This window comes from Acinetobacter sp. 40AMC3-4 (assembly GCF_049898185.1).
Taxonomy (GTDB): Bacteria; Pseudomonadota; Gammaproteobacteria; order Pseudomonadales; family Moraxellaceae; genus Acinetobacter.
Genome location: NZ_JAFCXG010000001.1, coordinates 321,478 through 342,614, shown reverse-complemented (window position 1 = coordinate 342,614; position 21,137 = coordinate 321,478). Strand labels below are relative to the sequence as shown.

The window sequence follows — 21,137 nt, the reverse complement described above, 5'->3', positions numbered from 1 at the left end:
ATTTAATATAATGGCGATTATACGAAATTAGAACAATAATCATCTGTGAAATCAAAGTGTTTTTCAAATAATGCTAAACTAAAATAGCATGAATCATCATGCTATTTTGTATTTATAAGAGCCTCCCATGCTGTACTCTATGCCCAAAAAAATCCAACTTGCTCCATCCCAAGCTAAATGGCAGCTGTCCTCAACACAATCTGTTTTGGTTTTAGTTGGATTGCAAAACTTGCGTATGCAACAGGGCATACAAGAGAGTGGACTCATGGTGAATTTGATTCAACTAACCAATAAAGCCAAAGCGCTGGATATTCCGATTGTTGATTTGTACGGTGATGATTTGATGCAAGGCATGCAGCAATTGGGAGAATATGCCTCAACGCATCCGCAGCTGATTTTTGCCGGGCAGGTTACACCGATGCTGAAACAGATTTTGCCGCATCTGATGAGTGTGACGGATCAAATCGGTGTGGTCGATGATGCAATTTTATTATCAAATCAAGATCAGCATATTCAGTGGATTGAAAATATTTCGGCACAGGGGATACATCACTTAAATACCTATAGCCTGACCCGCTTATGGGATTTAAGCGCATCTTCCGAATATGTATTGTCGGCCAAAGGCATTATGTTGGCTGTCGCAGAACAGCTGGATATGGATGCTTTGGAAATTAATCCCTATGTCGACTTAAAAAATTATGGTCTGGATTCGGTAGCGGTGGTGAGTCTAGTCAGTATATGGCGTGCACATGGTGCCAATATCCGTTATGAAGATGTGCTAAAACATCCGTCTTTGCACGAATTGGCAAGCTTCATTTTAAAATCCTCAGGTTGATGCACTGCGATTGAGCAATTTTATGCGCTAAATCGGAAATTTCATCGTCATTTACATAAATGCGCATTGTAATTATTGGCTAAGCTTTCTATCATTGCCGCCTTGTTTTTCACGATCAGCCTGGGATTGAACTTTGAGTAATTTTCTAACCGAACATCTGATACATCGTGATGACGATTTCATGGTCATCCACAAACCTGCAGGTTTACTCACAGTTCCCGGTAAAACAGAAGACTTACAAGATTGCCTGATCAACCGTCTGGTCAAATTAGAACCCAAAACTTTACTGATTCATCGACTGGATCGCGATACATCCGGTATTTTGGCCTTTGGTCTGAGCAAATGGGGACAAAAAACCATTTCCCGCCAGTTTCAGGAACGCCAGACTGATAAAACCTATCAGGCTGTGGTTGCAGGTACACTCGAAGGTGAAGGCACTATTGAAGTGCCAGTGGTGTATGATCCAAGCCGTCCGCCTTTACATATCGCAGATCCCACACATCATAAGCCGGCCATCACGCATTGGCAGGCGATTGAACATTTTAATATTCAGGGACAGCCTGTGACCCGGGTGAAACTGATCCCAATTACCGGCCGTTCACATCAGCTACGGGTGCATATGCAATATCTCGGACATCCGATTATTGGCGATACCTTATATGCGACATCCGAACAGCAACAGCTCAGCTCGCGTTTATGTTTACACGCGGAACGTTTGAGTTTTTATCATCCTCAAACAGAGCAGTTAGTCGAATTTTATTGTCCGGCGCCGTTCTAGGAAATACTTCTTTAATCGGCGTGAATTATGCTCACTTTTTAGTGGGCTTTATGTCAAAATACATTGCTTGAAGGTGTGGAATTTTGCTCCAATGACGTTTCGTGATTGAGCCTAATATTCATAATCTTGTACTTAAGATAAAGGTGGAAAAATTGCAGCAATTTGCTATTGGTCAACGTTGGTTATCAGATACTGAAACAGAACTCGGTTTAGGCGTTCTTATTGATGTTGATGAGCGGTCGGTCAGCATTTTATTCCCGAAAAGCGATGAAACCCGCGTCTATGCACGCAGCAATGCACCCTTATCTCGTATCGTATTTAATGTGAAAGATGAATTACAGGATCAGGAAGGGACCAAGTGGATTGTAGAATCCGTTGAAGACCGCAATGGCGTGGTACGTTATCACGTCGTTCGTACCTTGGAAGATGGAACTGAAGAACGTAAATCGCTGAATGAAACCCGTATTGGTGCAACCATCCAATTGTCTAAGCCTTTAGACCGTTTATTGGCCAGTCAGGTTGATTATAAAGAATGGTATGACCTGCGTATTGAAGCGTTGCTAATGCAGGCCAACATGCAAAGCAGTCCACTGCGTGGTCTAGTGGGTTCACGTGTAGGCCTGATTCCACATCAATTGTATATTGCTCATGAAGTCGGTCAGCGTTTTGCACCGCGTGTGTTACTGGCGGATGAAGTAGGTCTGGGCAAAACCATCGAAGCTGGTCTGATTATCCATCAACAGCTGAAAACCGGCCGTTCTGAACGTATTCTGATTTTAGTACCGGATTCGCTGCAATATCAGTGGATGATTGAGATGCGCCGTCGTTTCAATCTTGAGTTCTCGCTGTTTGACTTGACCCGTACTGCATCGATCAAAGAACATGATCCTGAACAAAACCCGTTCTTGACCGAACAAAAAATTATTGCCTCTGTCGATTTGATGGTCGACCATGAAGATTTGCGTGAACAGGCACTAGAAGCCGGTTTCGACTTGCTGGTGGTCGATGAAGCACATCATTTGATGTGGAGTGAAGAAGATGGCGGTAATGACCGTTATGATCTGGTCGAAGAACTGGCTGAACATACGCCGGGCGTGTTGTTATTGACGGCGACACCTGAACAGCTCGGTGTGGAAAGTCACTTTGCACGCCTACGTTTGCTTGATCCGCAACGTTTTAACTCGCTGGATCGTTTCCTCGATGAAGAAGCGCAATATCAGCATACGGCTAAAATTGCAGAAGTGCTGATGTCAGATCTGCCGCTAGAAGCTGAGCATTTCACTGCGATTGAAGCCTTGTTAGGACATCCGATTGAAGATCATCCTGAACAGCGTTTCCGTGCGATTCACGAACTTTTAGACCGTCATGGTACAGGCCGTATTCTGTTCCGCAATACGCGTGAAGCAATTCAGGGCTTCCCGGGACGTGACTGTCAGCCCGCACCATTACCGGCACCAGAACACTGGTCTAAAGACGGCAAATTACGTGAGCAAATGTGGCCTGAAGAAGCTCAGCTAGACGGCTCGTGGATGGAAGCCGATCCACGCGTGATGTGGCTGATGGAGCGTTTGCGTACCGATTTAAAACACAAGAAAGTCTTACTGATTGCGCGTAGCGGGCCAGTGGTTGAAGCGCTGGAAAATGTACTGCGTTTGCATGCCGGTATTCGTACCGCAATGTTCCATGAAGGCATGAGCTTATTAGAACGTGACCAGGCTGCAGCATATTTTGCTGAAGATTCGTATGGCGCACAGATTCTGCTTTGTTCGGAAATCGGTTCTGAAGGTCGTAACTTCCAGTTTGCCTCTGACCTGATTCTGTTCGATTTACCTGCGAACCCGGACGTGTTGGAACAGCGTATTGGTCGTTTGGATCGTATCGGTCAGGAAAACCGTATTCAGATTCATGTGCCTTATCTGGTGGGAACTGCACAAGAACGTATGTTCCGCTGGTATAACGAAGCGCTGAATATCTTCAGCAATATTTCTCCAACTGCACAAACCTTGCAAGAAAACTTTATTGTTCGCTTGAAAGACTGTCTATTGGCAGACAAAGGTCAAGAGTTTGAAGACCTGCTGGAAGAAGTTAGCGTGCAACGTGAAGCGCTGGAAGCTGAATTGCAGGAAGGTCGAGACCGTTTGCTTGAGTACAACTCTTGCCGTCCGGTGGTGGCACAGGAAATTGTCAACGCGCTTGAAGACTATGATGACAATACCACTTTGCCGATTTTCATGAAGCGCTTTATGGCGTCTACGAATATCGACTTTGACGAGCAAAGTAACGGTACAGTGATCATCAAGCCAACCGATCAAATGCAGGTTCAAGGTTTGACGTTGGATGAAGAAGGGATTACAGCGACTTTCTATCGTGATCAGGCACAAATCCGTGAAGATGCGCAATACCTGACACTGGAACATCCATTCACTGAAAGTGTGATGGAAATGATCAATACGCAAGGCTTTGGTAGCACTAACGTTGCGGTACTAAAATCTGCAGCACTGCCACAGGGTTCGGTATTACTTGAAGTATGGTTCAAGGTCGATGTGGTGGCTCCGAAAGCATTGAACTTGCCGTCTAGCTTGCCGCAACAGTTGATTCGTGTCTTGCTCAGTGAAAAAGGTCAGGATCTATCACAAAAGATTGCACCAGAAATCCTGAAACCGTACTTGCATCATTTAGATGGCAATAGTTGCCGTCAGGTGGTGAAAGCACGTCGTGATGTGATTGAAGCACGTTATCAGCAAGCGCTTGAACTGGCACGCAGTGCATTGCCTGGCTTCAAGCAGCAAGCCAAAGAAGTGTATGGCAATAAATGGCAATATGAAATTGATCGCCTGACCTATCTGAAACAGTTCAATCCAAGTATCCGTGAAGATGAAATTGCACGTTTACAAAAGTTGCAGAAAGAAGGTTTAAGCCTGCTGGATGGTCTATCGGTAACACCGGAAGCAATTCAGGTGATGGTCGTGGTCAAGCCTTAAGCTTTAAATCATTAAAAAATGCAGCTTTCGGGCTGCTTTTTTTATGGGCAAAATCCGGGTTTATTATTTTTTTGGTCGGAGAATGCTGGTCTGTTATTTTCCTCCTGTTTAAAATTAGGCTACTGAATAATAAGAATGACAAAGTATGTCAAAAGCACTGATTACCCTTGGCACAAAGACCAGTCATGGCGGCATGGTGACTGAATGCGAACTCTCTTTTTTGATCAATGGTATTGCCGTGCATTTAAATGGTATGAAGCATTATTGTCCCAAATGTCAGACTATGGTCACCGCAATTTCCAGCAATTTGTCTATTACTGTCAAAGGACGGGCAGTGGTCATCGCGGGGGATAAGGCCAGTTGCGGCGCGACTTTTCTACCGATGCAACATTTGACTGTATCGCAGAAATAGACTTTAAATTCTGAAGGAATACAGAGAAATGACTTTGAGGTCATGCTTTGAGCATTTTTGCGCTGCCGAATAAATCTTTAAAGCGGTAAGCTCATCTTACGATTTCAGGATGAATACGCACTGCGTTTAAAAAATAGTGAAGCAAGCCCTACATTTTACTCATGCCAATGGTATCCCTTCGGCAACTTATCAAAAGTTTTTGCATTGTTTTCAGCAAGATTATGAGGTCAAAGCGATTCCATTTATCGGCATGAACCCACAATATCCAATTACGCGAGACTGGCGCTATCTGGTCGATGAAGTCATTGCAGATATCGAGCAGCAGTTTCCTCAGCAACAGGTGATTGGTTTAGGGCATTCCTTTGGTGGTCTGGTGACCCTTATGGCGGCGTATCGACGTCCCGAACTGTTTTCCAAGCTGATCATTATGGATCCACCGTTTGTGATTGGAAAAAACAGCGCCATGTTTGAACTGATCAAAAAGCTGAATCTAAAAAGTGTCGATCGTTATACACCCGCAGGAATTACGCTAAAACGCAAAGATTATTGGCCATCGAAACAGGTCGCAATTGAAGCACTCCGGTTTAACCGCTTATTTAAAAATTTCGATGAGCAGTGTTTTGCTGATTATATCGAGAGCGGCATTCAGCCAGAACCTGAACGTGGTGGGGTGACGTTAACTATTCCAAAACAGATAGAAGCGGAAATCTTCCGGACTGTGCCAGCCTGGTGGTGGAGAACACCACGCCGACCGCCTGAAGTGCCGATGCATCTGATGACTGCAGAGCAAAGCCAGTTTTATCAGCAGGGTTTGCCACAAGGGATGCACAAGATTTATCGGATTAATTATTCTGTGGTTGAGGGCGGGCATATGTTCCCGCTTGAGTATCCGGAGGCCAGTGCAAAGGCGGTTAAAGCTCAACTTGTACTTTTGTAATCATCATAAAAAAGAGACGTTGATTACGTCTCTTTTTATATTACTTCATGCAAATCGGAAAATTAGCGCAGCTGGGAATCTTCCAGATGACGCGCACCTTCCAGAATCATCCGAATCATGATCATGGTCTGTTCGGCAATTTCTTTACGGTCTTCGGCAGGCATATCAATCACATTGGCGCCCATGTTGAAGACCAGTTGGGTAATGGCTTTGGCGGCAATATCCGGATGAAATAACTTCTTGTTGTTTAGGCGTTCTAGACGAATCAAATCATCCTGAAGTTCTTGCTGAAAATAATTTAACTGGCGTTCTACCGCCTGTTTATAAGACTTGGAGCCAGTATAGCCTTCACGTAATAACAGGCTCAGATTGCCTTCATCGGCATCCAGTTGGGCAATAAAGACTTCTACAGAACTGCGGATGATGCTGTTCTGGCGAGAAGCTTGCAGACGTGCTTCATGCAAAATCTGACGCAATACAATTCCGGCACGATCAATCAGCTCAATGGCCAGTTCATCAATATCTTTAAAATGACGATAGAAGCTGTTCGGTGCAATACCAGCTTCACGCGCGACTTCACGTAGACTTAAAGAGGAAATACTTTTTTGTGGCCCAATCAGATTCAACGCAGCCTGAAACAGTTCTTCCTTGGTAATGGTGGCCTTGCGACCGACACTCCGTACGATAATCGGCTCATCAATGCTTTTCGATTGTAATAAAGATGCGTCACTGCTTATTTTCATTGAAGGCTCGTTCATCGATAGGTTCATGCATGAATCATTTTATTATAACCGAGCCAGTCAAGCTTGTGAAATGATTAGAAACAATACGGTTGTATATACAAATATATATACATGTGTATAATAATTAAAAACCCAAGGTGATGTCACAAACGATGCATGTACTGCAAAAACTTAAAATGCCATTGAATGCACTGTCTGATAGTGTAGTTGATCAGCATGCAATTAATTTCTGGATTCAGAAACTCAATCCTGTATGGTCGTTGAATCAGCCATTAGGCAAGATCGTGCATATAGAAAATGCAGCACAGGATATGCTGAGTCTGAAAATTCAAGTGAATCGCTTATTTAAGTTTGGTGAAGCAGGGCAGCATCATCCGGTCTATGTGGTGGTAAACGGCATCCGTTATGAACGTAGCTATAGTTTGACCCGTGTAGATGCGCAACATGTTTTATTGACCGTGAAAAAAGTCAATGCCGGTAAAGTCAGTACCTGGTTGGCAGAACAGGCACAAGTAGGTGATGTGATCGAATTTGGTCAGCCTTATGGTGATATGACCTTGCCTGTGCAGACGAGTCCATTGATCTTGCTTGCAGCAGGGAGTGGTATTACCCCAATGCTCAGTATGCTGGAAAGCTTGAGCAAAAAAGGTGAACTATCTGCACCGGTTACTCTCTGGTACTGGGTTAAAAAAGATCAGGATGCCGCATTTAAAGCACGGTTTGAAGAACTTGCTCAAAAACATGCAAATTTCTCATTTCATGTGTATGCCACTCAAGAACAGCCAGCTGCTGCACGTCTTGATGAAACCTATCTGACCGATCTGCAAAATCTGGAAAATAGCATCGTATATTGCTGTGGCCCTTCAGGTTTTGTATCTAAAGCAGAACAGCTTTTTGCTCAGGCAAAACAGTTTAAAGGTGAAGCATTTAGCATGAGCTTGGCGGATCAATCGGATACCGGCTTTATTAATGTCACCCTGACCCAGTCGAAAAAAATTGTCAGCATTCCAAAAGGCCAGTCCATTCTGGTGAGTCTGGAACAGCAAAATATTAAACCGACCCATGGTTGCCGTATGGGCATTTGTAATAAATGTGCCTGCAATAAAGTAGAAGGTTCGACCAAGAATTTGGTCAACGGTGCGCAAAATACCGAACCCGGTAACCTGCTCAAAATTTGTATTAACTCAGCGCAGACTGACCTTGTCATCGACTTATAAGCGAGTTTTATCCTATGAATATGCCAGTAAAATTACAGTATTTTAAAAATCCTAAAAACCGTGAATTAACCCAGTTTGAACTTGATGAACTTGCACGTGAACTCGATGCGATTAAGCAAGAAATGCTAGATGACCTGGGTGAAAAAGACGCTAAATATATCCGTCGTGTCTATTCAACGATTCGTTATTCATCGATTGCCGGTCGTGCCTTGTTATTTGCAGGATGGTTCCCGCCAGCATGGTTATTGGGTACAGGCCTGTTAGGCTTTGCCAAAATTATGGAAAATATGGAACTGGGTCATAATGTCATGCATGGTCAATATGACTGGATGAATGATCCTAAACTCAATGGTCAGACTTATGAATGGGATATTGTAGGGACTTCAGACAACTGGCGTCAAACCCATAACTTTAAGCATCATACTTATACCAATATTAAGGGTATGGATGATGATATCGGTTATGGTCTATTACGCTTGTTCCCGGAACAGCGCTGGAAACCGGGTTATTTATTGCAACCGATTTATGCAGTGCCATTCTGTTTATTGTTCCAGTGGGGCGTTGCGATTCAGAATCTTGAATTGGGTAAATACTTCAAAGGTCGCAAAAGCAAAGAGCAGACCAAAGAAGAATGGCGTCCAATGCAGAGCAAAATCGGTAAACAGCTGTTTAAAGATTATGTATTCTTTCCACTCATCGCAGGTCCTGCGGCTTTACCGGTTTTGACTGGCAATATGGTGGCCAATGGTCTGCGTAATATCTGGACCTTTAGTATTATTTTCTGTGGTCACTTTACCAAAGATGTGGAAGTATTCCCGAAATCGGTGCTGCAAAATGAAAGTCGTGGTCACTGGTATATGCGTCAGATCCGTGGTTCATCCAACCTGACTGGTTCTGAAGCGTTTCATATCTTGACGGGTCATTTAAGTCATCAGATTGAACATCATTTGTATCCTGATGTACCTGCACGTCGCTATCGTCAAATGGCACCGAAAGTTCAGGCTGTTTGTGAAAAATATGGTTTGAACTATAACAATGCCAGCTTGGTAAAACAATACGGTAGTGTGATCAAACGTATTGTGAAATATGCATTTCCGTTTAAGAAATAATTTTTCTTAAAGCTAAAAAAACCACTTCAAATGAAGTGGTTTTTTTAGCTAGGAGGCGAATACTTCAGGAAGTAAAAATCCTGATTACGAAGCTATTTAAGATGATTTCAAGGCATAAAGTAAAAAAGTTAATCTGCCATTTATAGCGTTGTCTAAAGGTGTTTAGTAGGTTAACCCGATAGAATGGAAAGGACTAATATGGCATCGAATGAGCTGAAATATTAATTTTTGGAAGCTGTTGATCTTGACCCTCAAAATAGCTTTGCTGCGCCAGACTGAGCATTTCTATATCTTCCTTGCTATTCCCATAAGCATAAATTTCAGCATAATTATCCAGATTATATTTTTCTAGAATTCTAATTTTCTTTTGTGTGTTACTACAGTCAGGAGTTTGATAAAACCCTGTCAATTTCCCAGCTTTGATTTCAACTTCGCTACAGATTAAATCGATATTTAAATAACTGCACACCGGTTTAAGATACAAATCCAATGAGGCTGATACCAGCACGACTTCATGTCCTAATTGTTGATGCTGTTTAAGTTGTTCTAATAATTTCGGATTCAACTTGAATATTAGTTGTTGTGCATAATCCTGAGCTAATTGCAGAATTTCCTCTGCATCACTGTTTTTAAACATGCTGGCATACAATTTGGGTCGCATGCGGTGTGCCGGATAGAAATTTAAATAATAGGCCTGTATCCATGGCAAAATTTGCATGCCGCGTTTCACAATATGCCGTTTTCTTAAGGCATGGAAAATGAACCCGGTAAAGCTATCATGTAGATACAGGGTTCCATCAAAATCAAATAAGGCTAGAGTTTTAGATTTTTGATTTTGCGCATGCATGTTTGATATCGACCATCGACGCGGGTAGCAAACCAGTTGGTATTATAATCACGACTTAATTTTGGTCCGGAAATAACCACTTCAGGCATGATCGCATAAATAGGGTCTTTACCGGTTTTTTCCTGATAGAGCTTGCTGACACCACGATAAGTCATCGTATCTTCAAAGTCTTTGTCTTTTTCTTTCTTTAAATCAGCTCGGATTTGACGTTCAGTAATAATAAAATTATTTTTGGCAAAAACACTGATTAACTCACGCTCAGATTGACTCTTCTGCGAACGGATCGCGCCATCTTTGGTGTAGAGTAATAAATCGCCATCCAGATCGAGTTCGGCCTCAGTTAAATCATTCAACATGCTCTGGAAAGCAGCATTTCGACTGGAATACATACCGGAATTATAGTCCGCAAAACGGTAAATCGGCTTGTCATAATCTGCCGGATACATCATCAGGCGATGAATCCCATAATACAGACCGCCATATTGACTGTAGAGATCGGTACGCAACTCCGCGATATTGCCGCCTTGGCGTTTATGTTCTTTCGCATAGCTGATATGTACCTGCATTGAACCCAAAGTGGTAATTGGATTCATTTTCTCGCCAATATTCTGGCCGACCAGTTTGGCAGCACCAGTCAGGGCACTAACATGATAGTGCTTCGACATATAGTCAAATATTTCACGATATAATTCGTCGAGTTCACGTTCCGTTTTGACCCGGCGCATCTGGCTTAAGTAGTTGTCTTCAGGACTCGGATGGTTCTTGAGAACTTCCTGGAAATATCCTGCAACTGTGCCACCAATTGCTTGACCAAGCTTATCTTTGAATTTTTCATCCAGACGGCCTTGAACTTCCTTAACCGCCTTTTCACCCAAACCCGGAACAGTAGGATCTGCAACAAAGTTAGATTCCTGATCAACCACTGCCACAATCGTACAAACATTTTCCTTGGTCTGAGGAATGCCGAGCTGTTCGGTAATGTCATAAATATCTTGTGCCCAAGACTCACGTTGGTTGACACGGTTTGGAATAGCTTTGCGAATATGTTCAACTTCAAGTGTCGGTTCATCATCTTTTGACCACCATGAACCATTGCCACAACCGGCAAGACCCAGAGAAAGTACAAGTACAGACAATGACTTAAAAGAAAAACAAGAAGCGAAAGTTTTATTCATGGTGTCGTAAATTAATTGAAAAGATGAGCGAATAAGGCAGATGCAGTATACTATGCCCATCAAAAAAGTGATGAATTTATATGTATATTGGTCCATATCAACTGTCAAACAATTTGATTGTCGCTCCCATGGCAGGTGGGATAGATTAATCACATATACATTATAAAAATTATTATTTATTAGTATCTTACTGAATAGCCACATGGTGCAAGGTGCAAAATAGGTGCAACCATGCGGCAATTAATCAATAATTTAGCAATCAATGGTTCATTGCTACCCAGTCTTTCTTAGACTCTTTTTGTATTGCTTCAAGCCAGAATGCTACATCACTTAGATGAACATAAAAAGGTGAGTTACGTCCATCAGATTTGAATGCTGGAAATGGAAGAGTGCATTTATTTGCGCGCTTATTTGCCTGCTCAATTGTAAGATGAGGCAAGTAATCAGGCAAGAGCTCTTCAAGTTTGATTACAGGTTTACGATACTTCATGAGTAACATAAAACTGATATCAACCGGATCATCAATTTTCATAGCTGCTCCCATTATGAAATCTCCTTCAAACTTTGTTTTACTGATTCCGGTAACCTGAAAAAATCATTTAGAGTTTTATCAAATTCACCGCTTTCAATAAATTGATCCATAACATTTACTTGCTGATCGATATCGCTGTCTTCACAGTGCTCACATGGTTTTTGAATATCAGTCACTGTTTCCTCCTTGAGCCTTCAAATATTCTGCTTTTGCATTCGCCCAATTCACTGCATCGTATGGGCTTAAACCTTTTTTCTTGCACCAGTCAGCGCACCAGAGCCATTGCGCATCATCAAATGGAGTTGGTTCAACTACTTGATTAGTACTTTTCATCACGCCACCTTCACATCTAAATAATCAGGGTTATCCAGGTGTTCTTCATATTCATCGAATAGCACCTGACATGCCGCATTACCTGTTAAATCTTTCTTTAAGAGCACGTAACTCAGTGTCTTGCGTGTGCCTTTGCCGCTAAATGTCGAGCTGCCATCCGCAAGTTCATTTTTGGTATAACCCAATTTTTCTAGCCACAGCTTGAAACCAACTTCATGCTTCTTTTTAATTCTGAAGATCATCTGTACCCCCAGGTGTTCGCAAAATTTCGAAGGCAATCATCAATACCGAATAGGTTGATGTTGCGGTAAGTTCTAACCCGACCCTTGTACTGCACAAGCAGCACTCGGGTCATAGAAGAGTAGGAATAACTCATGAAGCCTCCCCAGTTTCAGCAGCTTGGATCAAGGCATCTTTGCGCTGTGCATACAGGCTAAGTAGCTCCTGATGATCAGCTGGAAGTAATTTAGCTGCAGGTATCGCTGGTGCTAATCGTTCTAAAGTTTCAACTGAATCCATGTCATAGATTCGATTGATCAAAACCTGCTTCTTCTTTTTGTAGAACAGATCGATAGAGGCACTACCATGCTCAGCACTTTCTACTGATGCTTGTTTGCGTGCGGCATTTTCAATTTGATCAATCAAACTTGGTTGCGCGACTTCAATGACTTCTTCTGCGATTGGTTCAGGTTCAGCCTTAGGCGTGTATTGTTCAGGATCCAGCTCAAGAAGTTTGTCTTCAGTCAGTTTGCACAAGTGCTGTTGATCTTTTTGATCTAAGTGTCCATTGGCCAGAAATACGTGACGGAATGAAAGAACGTCCTCAGCATTGGTAAACTGGTCAATTTGTGCTGTGAACTTCTCAACAAGCTTTACGGGATCAGTCTCAATCGCATCTTCTTCAGCTTTCTCTAATGAAACTTCAGTGGGAACAGAAGATGCTTCTGGTACAACCTCAACAGGCTGAACTACCTCTGGCTCATGATGCTCCCCAATATTTGGTAAGGTATTACCTGGACCAGCTGGAGTATTTACCTGGTCGGTATCTTCCTTGGCTTTTCGGCTGCGACGCTTCTTTTCAGGCTTGTAATGACTTTCTAGCGTCAAAGGGTAAGGAATATCTCGCCCAAGAAGTTTACCAATTGCCTGAAGTTGCAATTCAGCATTTTCCTGATCTGCCTGGGCGAAACCATAACGTACACATTCAACATACTTTCCAGACAATGAAGTGAATTGAGTGTGTGCAATGTGGCTAGGGTAAACCAAGAAGATTTCCTGATCTTCCACCACGTCATCAAGCGTTAAAGGCTTTGTAAACGTAATACCAGCCAGCTCCATTGTTTCAACCTTGATGCAGAACTCATAGCCTGGCATAGCGAAAATCGTAGCCGGGAATTGAGACAGGTCATCAAAATCCATTAACTCACCAGCTGCACGACACATGATATTTCGGCCAGCCATCATTGCTTCAAAAGCTTCTTTTCCATTTAAAGTTTTCATGGTGTCATTGCTCCCTTCGCTAATTGTTCTATGTCATTTTTTACAGCTTCAAATTTGGAAGCCTCTATCTGGTTGAGAGCATCAAGCCCTAAATGTTCACATACTGTTTTCGCATCAAGACCACAGGTATCGATAAAGTCCTGTAGATCGGCCAGCTGCTCATCAGAAATACCTTTGAATTGAGGTGGATTGAACCAGCGCTTTTTCTCTTTATCGTAGGTACATTGCATTTCTTTGGCGCGGATCTGAATTGCATACCACATCTCTTTTACATACTTATGCTCAGGCATAAGTGACTCAGTAAGCTGATTTAGATCACCGGCATGACTGGCTTCTTCACAGACTTGTTTACAGTGATTAAGGTCAGTGATGTTCTTTAACTCTTCGGCTTGTACTGGGGTAAGAGTGTTGATGTGGTCCTTGGCTTGTTTAAGCAGATCTGCAAGGAAAGTAGGGGAATGAGCCAAATCTGGAACAGTAACTTGGCCAGAGCAAACTTCTACACCATTTCCATTTGTATGTATTCGACCTAAGCGACCTGAGTTTTTGCCATGGTGTGACTCAGATGGGTTGAAATAGATCGTACGGAGATCATCCCCATTCTCATCGGTAGAAGCGTGTAAATAGCCCATAATGTCTGACATGCGATAAAGCATCGCACTATTTTTGCCAGCCAGATCTGGACGCACAATTTTGATCTTATTCTTACCAGCTTCCTGCTCTACAGCATGAGCAATAAAAACAATATCTTTACCTAGGTTTTCCCACTTACGAACCATTTTCATAAATAGGTTTCCAGCTAGACCCTGCGCCTTTAATGTCAGTGATTTATCACGTTGCAGGTTGTCACTATTCTTGGAAAGATGATCTTTAATTGCATCCAGCATTGCACCTACAGTATCTGAAACGATAGTTTTATAGGGTGCATAGAAGTCATCTTTAAGATTTTCAAGGTCAAGCCAGCTATCAATACGAACAATTGCGCCACGACGCAGCTCAGCAGATACACGATGCTGACCTTTATCAAAGTCAAAAATTAAAGGCTTTTCTGCAGTATGTGCAATGGTACTTTTACCCATACCAGGATCGGTATACAGGTAGCACTTAATGCTTTCTACAAGCAGGGTGTTTTCCGGTGTAAATACTTGAATAGCCATCTCAACGTACTCCTGCAGAACGGTTATTACGTTTAAAGTTTTTATAGTCTTCAGATGCAAAGAAGCCCGTACTTTCTAAAGCTTGATGACGCTTGTTCTTGCGCATAGCAACACGCGCATTTTCCAATCCATCCAGAACCCATTGCGGAGTAAGAGATTTATCCATCTTCTTCAATGAGCCATTGGGTTGAATGGAGTAGATCTGCGTATTACAGAAATAGTCAGCAATGGTTCCGGCGCTTTTGATGCGTAGAGCGAAATAGCTCACACGCGTTTTACCCACTCGATATATTTCAAGTCCTTCAAAGGTCTTGATGTACTCAGAGAAGTAGCGATGAGTTGAGTTGAACTCAATCGGCATTGGTATTACAGGTAGCTCATCTGCTTTGAATTGCAGGAAACCGGTGTAAAGGTCCACAAAATTAATTTGAGTTCGATCATCAAGAGGAGACCAGTCATCAGAGCCACATTCACACCAGTAGACTAGCTGGCCATTTAAAAGTGCTTCAAAAATTTGATCAGCAGAATTTAAAATCATGACTGCACCTCCACCAGACGATGTTTCATGATGTGACCAGCGATCATTGAATTGATTTCACGGTGATCCTGGTAGTCAGTGAAGTCTTTATACGGATTGCCATTGGCATCAAATATATTGATTTCACCCAGTTCTATTACTTCAACATTCGTGAACTCAGAACCTGGTACACCGTAATCATCCGGGTGTGCTTCAACTTCAAATGAAGTGATTTCCAAACGAAAACCATCCAGATTTACGACAGCTTCACCGTGTACATCGTCGAGCATCTTTAAAGAGACGATTCCATATTCAGATTGAATATTTTGAGCTGGTGCCATCTGGTCAGTACCAAAGTCAGCAAGATGAGCAAACGCCAAGGCGCTTACAGTTAAGGCAGCAGTAAACAGAGTTACCTTGAAGCTATTGTGTGGAGTTAGTTTTGTGTTCATAATAATTTCACTCACAGGTTAGGTTGTGGGTCATGCCTCAGGTAGTTCGAGCTACGCTGAGGCTTTTTGTTGTTTCGATGAATAGATTATTCATTAGTGAATAGTTATAGTCAATAGTGAATAATTAAAAAGTGAATAATATTTTCTTATTTTATTTTTATTTCATGTTTTAATAGACAAAAGAAAACCCATCACAGGGATGGGTTGTTTGGAGATTATAATAATGACTAGAGAAGAGTTTCGGGCGAATCTATATCAAACATATGTGTCTTTAGGTACACATGATCATGTACTGATACAGGAGTACATAAATATAGCTGAAGCTTATGTATTCGATAATAAGCAGCTCACTATTACTGATCAAGAGGCGATGGTTTCAAGACTTACCGAAAGTCAAAATTAGTTATCTGAACCAATTATCTTCAAGCATTCAGTATAAATTTCTTTCCAGTACTCAACTTCACCGGATCGAATATTATCCTTCATATTTTGAGTTAATTGATGGGACAATCGTGTTTGTATGATTTTATCAGCCATCTCAATAGCTAAGCGTTTTTCTTCAATTGAAGGCATATTTTTCTCCACCCGATCCAAGAGCCGCGTCGGGTTCGCGTTTTTTATTAATTAGTCTCAGGTGATTTGCTTAGGGCTTTATCCTGATACATTTTTTCATCTGCCTCTATTATAGCTGCTGATAGACCGTATGCTGGATTTCGCATTGCAAAACCAATTGCAGCACTAATGCCAGCTTTTGCAATAGCAGTTTGAATTCTGGTTGCAAGTTTATCCGCATTTTCTCGGCTGGTTTCAATACTGAGTACAGCAAACTCATCACCACCTAGACGAGCGACAATATCATTATTGCGTACAGTGTTTTTGAGGGTTAAAGCCATTTTTTGAATGAGTTCATCACCTGCAGCATGCCCCAAAGTATCATTGGTGATTTTGAGGTCATTAAGATCAATCATAAGAATAGCAACAGGGTGACCATATCGCTTGCAGCGCTTTTCTTCTAATACAATTAACTGGTCCCAAGCACGACGGTTAAAAAGGCCAGTCATGGGATCGGACAATGCCTCCATTTCAAACCGTTCAGCTTTACGTATGTACTCAGCGGCTTTTAATTCAGCTTGAATATTATAGCTAAGCACTTGTGCTAGCAGCTCAAATAATGGAGCTTCCTCGACCAGATTTTTAGATTGAGGTTCAGGATCGATTGCACAGAGAGTGCCAAAAAGGGACCCATCTTCTTTATACAGAGGTTGGCCGATATAGGCTTTAATTGGGACTAAGTGATTTATAGGTGCGTCTACGTAAACTTGAATATCAGGTGAATAGGGGGCAATGCGGGGCGCATTATTTTGTACCATGTGTGAGCAGAAAGAATCTGCCCATCGAAATACTTGTCCTGGCTTAACGTTATAGCCATTATCTTCACTTAGTAACACGATCCAGTCATCACCTTCGGTACGGGTAATCATCCATAACTTAAATCCAAATCGTTGAGATAAGAATTTTAAAATGGCTTGGCCAGCCTCTTTGAAATTCTTAAAGTTAATATTATTCATTAAGTTAGTCCGATGTTTGTACTAAGAGAGATGTGAAAAAAACAATTTTTAGACTACAGCGTCATATATTATAATTTTAAACTGATTAGCTCACTAATTATTCAAAAATTTAACTCACTTTACTTAAAATTTTTAGAAATTCCATCGGCTAATAAATAGGAATATTACTTCATATAATAAAAAGATAACCCACCACTGGGGTGGGTTATCCTGCAACAATAATCTTATTTTTTGTATTCAGTAATACTGATAGGTTTGTCTTTCATAAACTCTACAATACCTTCACCAGCTTTGAAGTGAATTGAAACGCCGTCATCATTGGCCAAACGCATACCACTTCCTGAAATAGCTCGTTTAAGGTGATAAACCTTGCCAGAATTATCTGTCATTTCTGCAGTTTCAAAATTATCTGAAGATTTCAATTCAACTGTAAGATCCATTGGACCAGTAAAATTAATTACCTGAGTTTCAGCTGGAGTATTGCTCACAACTTTTTCTTGCTCTACTTCGTTTTTTGGATTTGAAGTACAGCCAGTAATCGCCAATCCTAACAATGCTGCGCCTAACAGATATTTCATTGAGACTTACCTTTCTATTTATGAATCATAGGTATCTTTATATTAATTGTTATAATGTAACATTTAAAGACAAGGTTACACTTACCTTACATAAAGAAAACCCGCGGATAGCGGGTTAGTGATGCTTTACTTAGTTATTACAGACCTGGTCATGAGAGGTCTTAAGTCTAATATAAAGATTTAATATTTCAGAAGTAAGAAAGCTTTAGCACTGAATAGCATCTTTCTCTTTGTAGTGATCCAAAACCAAATCCATATCAGCCAAAAGTGCAACTTCAGAGTATTCACCGGGTGATAGCTTCAACAAGTTAGGCATATAGTTTTTTTCATACTCGCGCGGGTAGTCTCTACATAAGATTTTTACCCGCACATCTTGAGTGGTGAACTCTGAATCTAACTTTTCCAGGTATTTGCTAAGAATATTATCTGAGTTCTCAAAAGCTGTAGTGGTAGCAATTGGATCTATATCTTCACTAAGTTGCTTTTCACACCCAGTGAAAGCCAAAGACAAGAGCAGGGTAGTAAGTGTGATGTATTTCATAGTTTGATTTTATTGTTATTGGACTTTGAATTATAAAGAAGTACGGGGAAAAGAAAAACCCACCGCTGGGGTGGGTTAGCAATCATTAATTCATCCAATTTTGGTATTTTTCCAGCATTAACTCAAACGTACGTAATTGCTGCTTTAGCTCTTCATGAATGGCTATATTTTTGAATAATGAAATATTGAGCCCTAATAACTCTAATGATAATAATTTATTCGCATTATTTTGAAAAGAACTAAAATCAATTGTGAAGTTTCCTTCATAATTGGAAAACCAATCTATTTCAAGAGCCGTATCATCTTTGAGATCATCAAATATCCAATTTACATAACTATATTGTAAGTAGTTTCTAATCTTTGAATAGTTTTCATGGTTATTATTATTGATAAAATTAACTAAACCACTGTTTACATTCGATCCTGTAGTATTTTTTAAAATATTCGAAAATAGTGTCCAAAATTGCTTATGGTTTAATTTTGTATTGCTAATATTAAAGATTCTTGATTCTAAACTATTAGATTTTTTATGAAACAAATCGATTATAAAGTACTCATCTTTATTCCCAGTTATTCTTATTGGATTATGCGAGTACCATACACCTAATAAAATACAGATAGATTTAGCTAAAAGCATATTTACTAAATATGCAGAAACCTCAGAATAAGTTAATTGACCATTTGAAATATCTCTAATTATACTTCTTAAGATGGCTAATGCTTTTTGTGTAGAAAGAATAGATTCGCGTAGAATCTGGTTGTGTAAATATAAGTAATTAAAAGGTGCAGTTTCACTTATACTTTGAGGTAATGTCTGATTAATATTAACAAGACTATTCTCCACATCCTCAGAATGCAATAAGTCGTCATCTTGGATATAGAGCGCTTTCCATTTATTAGTTATTTGATCAATTGACCTTACTGTCAGTCGATCAAAATACACTCTTTCTAATATACTTTTAGCCATATTAGAGTTTTAAAATACCTTCTTCACTTGTAACTTCTTGAGTACGGGAGACTAATACAGTTCTAAAATCAGAACCTACCGCATTTTCTGCTGCTACCCCTGTCCCATATTGATCCCAATGAGTAAAATTATAGTCATCAATTCTCGTCAAAACTTTTACAATATCATCTGTTCTAAATGTACCGAACTCACTTCTAGTCAGGGAGAATACTGTATCAAAAGTATTAATGACTGCACCAAAGCCTAAAGTCGACATAAAGCGTTGATTTTTAGAGGTGAACTGTTCAGGAAAAACAATTTTTAATGCAGAAAAATAATTATTAAGGATTTTTACTTTTTCTAACTGTGAAAAATTAGTTCCTAAGGTTCCTTTATTTTCTGTAAGTAAGGGACTTATTTTTCGAACAAAGTTGTTTAAGGATATTTCACCTTTTTTAGGAGAGCGAGCAAAAATAATTCGATCATAAAAAACAGATTCTGAATCTTTTGTTAATGTTCTAGCAACCTCTACAGCTATCTCTTTTGCTTGATCGGCTGATGTTTTCTTAGGAGGAAGCCGATTTAGTAAGTCGTAATATAAAGAAGTCGGTACGCCTTTAGCCTCCTTATTGATAGTAACAAATTGAATGATTTGCTCGTCTTCATTTAAGTTTAAAAAAGCAACTACAGGCAAGTCAATGTTTACTGGTGATTCCTTTTGAGTAGCACTTAAATAGGCACCACGTAATCGGTGTTGACCATCAATTACCCACCCAGCATTTTCAATGTTAGGAATTTTCAAAATATTTTTTGACTTGTCGTAAGTAGCATTTTCAAGCGATACAATTAACGCTGGAGAAACAATGCCTTTGTTATTAATGAACTTTTTTAAATCTTCAGCACGCGTATTTGAAAGAGCTCTTTGATAACCTTCATCTTTGTCTGCTATACGCTCATTAATTTTAAGAATATTCCATAAACTAATCGCATCTAAATTAAATTGATATAGTTTACTTGAGTGTTGAGTAAGTTCCAGACATGGCACTTCTAAAAAATCTGTTTGTTCAGTAGATTGAATATTCATTATATTATCTCATTACTAAAAGGGTCTCTTGCTACGGCACCAGCCATGGCCGGATCCATAATAGGTTTGTCAATTTCTCGATACTTTAATAAACCTATTTCAGCGTCATTTAATCGGTTTTTTGCTATTTCAAAATATGAAGCATCTAACTCAATACCAATAAATTTTTTCTTTTCTAAAATTGCAGCAGCACCTGTTGATCCAGAACCCATAAATGGATCAAGAACAATACCTGTATTAGGGCAAAGTGCTTTAACTAAACGTTGTGCTAATGCGATAGGAAACTGACATGGGTGAGCAGTTTTTTCCATGTGGTTGGCTTTTACATTTGGAATTGCCCACACATCACCAGGATTTTTCCCTAATGGATTTCCGCTATATTCACCTTTTTTAGGGCCTTTATAGTATTTTTTACCAGGATATTTTTGTTTCACACGCACCGCATCTAAGTCAAAATAACCTTTTTCACCTTTCGTAAACCACAAAATGGTCTCATGCCTACCACTGAATCGATTTCTACAGTTTGCACCATGTTCAAAAGTCCAGATAATACGATTTTTAAGCCTCATGTCAGGACAAACACGCTTAAAAATTTCATATACAATATAATCTAAAGGCACAATTTCATCTTTTATAACATGATGTCCTACTTGCCAACAAACAGACCCACCCTGTTTGGTCTTTTCACAAATTAACTTAATGACAGGTTCGTTAATTTCGATGAACCCTTCAATAGTAGTGTGAATGTCATATGCCTTACCTATACAATAAGGTGGTGAGGTGATCGTAAGATCAATATGACCATCTTCTAGAGTTTTCAAGATGTTTAGACAATCATCATTGAATATTTCAAAAGCCATAGTTGGTGCTTACCATTAATAAAATAACAAAGAAT

At 40.4% G+C, this 21,137-nt stretch carries 25 protein-coding genes and 1 pseudogene; 8 read left to right on the top strand and 18 right to left on the bottom strand.

Going from position 1 to position 21,137, the window contains the following annotated elements; genetic code table 11:
- Positions 1 to 127 precede the first annotated feature (127 nt).
- The 5 genes from ACP7BU_RS01675 to ACP7BU_RS01655 all read left to right on the top strand — a co-directional run bounded on the left by ACP7BU_RS01675 (position 128) and on the right by ACP7BU_RS01655 (position 5,943).
- Positions 128 to 835 carry a phosphopantetheine-binding protein gene (locus tag ACP7BU_RS01675; protein WP_253158957.1) on the top strand — a complete coding sequence of 236 codons (708 nt, stop codon included), beginning with the start codon at positions 128 to 130 and terminating at the stop codon, positions 833 to 835.
- A gap of 133 nt (positions 836 to 968) precedes the next feature.
- A complete protein-coding gene (locus ACP7BU_RS01670; RefSeq protein WP_247144212.1) occupies positions 969 to 1,613 on the top strand; it encodes an RluA family pseudouridine synthase in 645 nt (214 codons plus the stop codon).
- A 143-nt stretch (positions 1,614 to 1,756) separates the two neighbouring features.
- Complete coding sequence (rapA, locus tag ACP7BU_RS01665; protein ID WP_034438179.1) at positions 1,757 to 4,594, top strand: RNA polymerase-associated protein RapA; 2,838 nt, start codon at positions 1,757 to 1,759, stop codon at positions 4,592 to 4,594.
- A 145-nt stretch (positions 4,595 to 4,739) separates the two neighbouring features.
- Positions 4,740 to 5,006 carry a PAAR domain-containing protein gene (locus ACP7BU_RS01660; RefSeq protein WP_004646645.1) on the top strand — a complete coding sequence of 89 codons (267 nt, stop codon included), beginning with the start codon at positions 4,740 to 4,742 and terminating at the stop codon, positions 5,004 to 5,006.
- Between the two features lie 136 nt (positions 5,007 to 5,142).
- A complete protein-coding gene (locus tag ACP7BU_RS01655) occupies positions 5,143 to 5,943 on the top strand; it encodes an alpha/beta fold hydrolase (protein ID WP_425878084.1) in 801 nt (266 codons plus the stop codon).
- 62 nt (positions 5,944 to 6,005) lie between these two features.
- On the opposite strand, the gene fabR is transcribed toward ACP7BU_RS01655, so the two are convergent.
- Positions 6,006 to 6,686, bottom strand: a complete 681-nt coding sequence (gene fabR / locus ACP7BU_RS01650) for an HTH-type transcriptional repressor FabR (protein WP_004729898.1) — start codon at positions 6,684 to 6,686, stop codon at positions 6,006 to 6,008.
- Between the two features lie 152 nt (positions 6,687 to 6,838).
- Here fabR and ACP7BU_RS01645 point away from each other — a divergent pair, with 152 nt between their 5' ends.
- Together ACP7BU_RS01645 and ACP7BU_RS01640 are read left to right on the top strand one after the other, a co-directional pair.
- Positions 6,839 to 7,903 carry a flavin reductase family protein gene (locus ACP7BU_RS01645; RefSeq protein ID WP_191113006.1) on the top strand — a complete coding sequence of 355 codons (1,065 nt, stop codon included), beginning with the start codon at positions 6,839 to 6,841 and terminating at the stop codon, positions 7,901 to 7,903.
- 14 nt (positions 7,904 to 7,917) lie between these two features.
- A complete protein-coding gene (locus tag ACP7BU_RS01640; protein WP_425878087.1) occupies positions 7,918 to 9,012 on the top strand; it encodes a fatty acid desaturase family protein in 1,095 nt (364 codons plus the stop codon).
- A gap of 193 nt (positions 9,013 to 9,205) precedes the next feature.
- Here ACP7BU_RS01640 and ACP7BU_RS01635 read toward each other — a convergent pair whose 3' ends face one another.
- Together ACP7BU_RS01635 and ACP7BU_RS01630 are read right to left on the bottom strand one after the other, a co-directional pair.
- The gene (locus ACP7BU_RS01635; RefSeq protein ID WP_004729896.1) at positions 9,206 to 9,859 is read right to left on the bottom strand and encodes an HAD-IB family hydrolase; all 654 of its coding nucleotides are present in this window, start codon (positions 9,857 to 9,859) and stop codon (positions 9,206 to 9,208) included.
- A complete protein-coding gene (locus ACP7BU_RS01630) occupies positions 9,826 to 11,034 on the bottom strand; it encodes a DUF1615 family protein (protein WP_004646653.1) in 1,209 nt (402 codons plus the stop codon). Before ACP7BU_RS01630 ends, ACP7BU_RS01635 begins: the two co-directional genes overlap by 34 nt.
- Before the next feature lie 80 nt (positions 11,035 to 11,114).
- On the opposite strand from ACP7BU_RS01630, the pseudogene ACP7BU_RS01625 reads away from it, so the two are divergent.
- A pseudogene (locus tag ACP7BU_RS01625) lies at positions 11,115 to 11,180 on the top strand (hypothetical protein); the annotation flags it as partial.
- Between the two features lie 113 nt (positions 11,181 to 11,293).
- On the opposite strand, the gene ACP7BU_RS01620 reads toward ACP7BU_RS01625, so the two are convergent.
- From ACP7BU_RS01620 to ACP7BU_RS01550, 15 genes are all read right to left on the bottom strand, one after another.
- Complete coding sequence (locus ACP7BU_RS01620) at positions 11,294 to 11,578, bottom strand: pyocin activator PrtN family protein (protein WP_074382946.1); 285 nt, start codon at positions 11,576 to 11,578, stop codon at positions 11,294 to 11,296.
- Positions 11,578 to 11,742 (bottom strand): hypothetical protein, encoded by a 165-nt coding sequence (locus ACP7BU_RS01615; protein ID WP_425878089.1) that lies wholly within the window; start codon positions 11,740 to 11,742, stop codon positions 11,578 to 11,580. Before ACP7BU_RS01615 ends, ACP7BU_RS01620 begins: the two co-directional genes overlap by 1 nt.
- Positions 11,735 to 11,899: a hypothetical protein gene (locus ACP7BU_RS01610; RefSeq protein ID WP_425878091.1), complete on the bottom strand. Its 165-nt coding sequence runs from the start codon at positions 11,897 to 11,899 to the stop codon at positions 11,735 to 11,737. The genes ACP7BU_RS01615 and ACP7BU_RS01610 overlap by 8 nt, the downstream gene beginning before the upstream one ends.
- The gene (locus ACP7BU_RS01605) at positions 11,899 to 12,141 is read right to left on the bottom strand and encodes a hypothetical protein (protein WP_086044593.1); all 243 of its coding nucleotides are present in this window, start codon (positions 12,139 to 12,141) and stop codon (positions 11,899 to 11,901) included. The genes ACP7BU_RS01610 and ACP7BU_RS01605 overlap by 1 nt, the downstream gene beginning before the upstream one ends.
- Before the next feature lie 130 nt (positions 12,142 to 12,271).
- Positions 12,272 to 13,399: a hypothetical protein gene (locus ACP7BU_RS01600; RefSeq protein WP_425878093.1), complete on the bottom strand. Its 1,128-nt coding sequence runs from the start codon at positions 13,397 to 13,399 to the stop codon at positions 12,272 to 12,274.
- Positions 13,396 to 14,556 carry an ATP-binding protein gene (locus tag ACP7BU_RS01595; protein WP_425878095.1) on the bottom strand — a complete coding sequence of 387 codons (1,161 nt, stop codon included), beginning with the start codon at positions 14,554 to 14,556 and terminating at the stop codon, positions 13,396 to 13,398. The genes ACP7BU_RS01600 and ACP7BU_RS01595 overlap by 4 nt, the downstream gene beginning before the upstream one ends.
- Before the next feature lies 1 nt (position 14,557).
- Positions 14,558 to 15,094 (bottom strand): hypothetical protein, encoded by a 537-nt coding sequence (locus ACP7BU_RS01590; protein ID WP_364481939.1) that lies wholly within the window; start codon positions 15,092 to 15,094, stop codon positions 14,558 to 14,560.
- Positions 15,091 to 15,525 carry a hypothetical protein gene (locus tag ACP7BU_RS01585; RefSeq protein ID WP_425878098.1) on the bottom strand — a complete coding sequence of 145 codons (435 nt, stop codon included), beginning with the start codon at positions 15,523 to 15,525 and terminating at the stop codon, positions 15,091 to 15,093. The genes ACP7BU_RS01590 and ACP7BU_RS01585 overlap by 4 nt, the downstream gene beginning before the upstream one ends.
- 399 nt (positions 15,526 to 15,924) lie before the next feature.
- A complete protein-coding gene (locus ACP7BU_RS01580) occupies positions 15,925 to 16,098 on the bottom strand; it encodes a hypothetical protein (protein WP_174894566.1) in 174 nt (57 codons plus the stop codon).
- A 47-nt stretch (positions 16,099 to 16,145) separates the two neighbouring features.
- A complete protein-coding gene (locus ACP7BU_RS01575; protein WP_425878100.1) occupies positions 16,146 to 17,093 on the bottom strand; it encodes a GGDEF domain-containing protein in 948 nt (315 codons plus the stop codon).
- 224 nt (positions 17,094 to 17,317) lie between these two features.
- Positions 17,318 to 17,671 (bottom strand): hypothetical protein, encoded by a 354-nt coding sequence (locus ACP7BU_RS01570; RefSeq protein ID WP_425878102.1) that lies wholly within the window; start codon positions 17,669 to 17,671, stop codon positions 17,318 to 17,320.
- 205 nt (positions 17,672 to 17,876) lie between these two features.
- The gene (locus ACP7BU_RS01565; RefSeq protein WP_425878104.1) at positions 17,877 to 18,212 is read right to left on the bottom strand and encodes a hypothetical protein; all 336 of its coding nucleotides are present in this window, start codon (positions 18,210 to 18,212) and stop codon (positions 17,877 to 17,879) included.
- 85 nt (positions 18,213 to 18,297) lie between these two features.
- Positions 18,298 to 19,179: a hypothetical protein gene (locus ACP7BU_RS01560; protein WP_425878106.1), complete on the bottom strand. Its 882-nt coding sequence runs from the start codon at positions 19,177 to 19,179 to the stop codon at positions 18,298 to 18,300.
- Position 19,180: 1 nt separating this feature from the next.
- Entirely contained in the window at positions 19,181 to 20,242 is a 1,062-nt protein-coding gene (locus ACP7BU_RS01555; RefSeq protein WP_425878108.1) for a DGQHR domain-containing protein, read from the bottom strand.
- Entirely contained in the window at positions 20,242 to 21,102 is an 861-nt protein-coding gene (locus ACP7BU_RS01550) for a DNA-methyltransferase (protein WP_425878110.1), read from the bottom strand. The genes ACP7BU_RS01555 and ACP7BU_RS01550 overlap by 1 nt, the downstream gene beginning before the upstream one ends.
- Between the last annotated feature and the right edge of the window lie 35 nt (positions 21,103 to 21,137).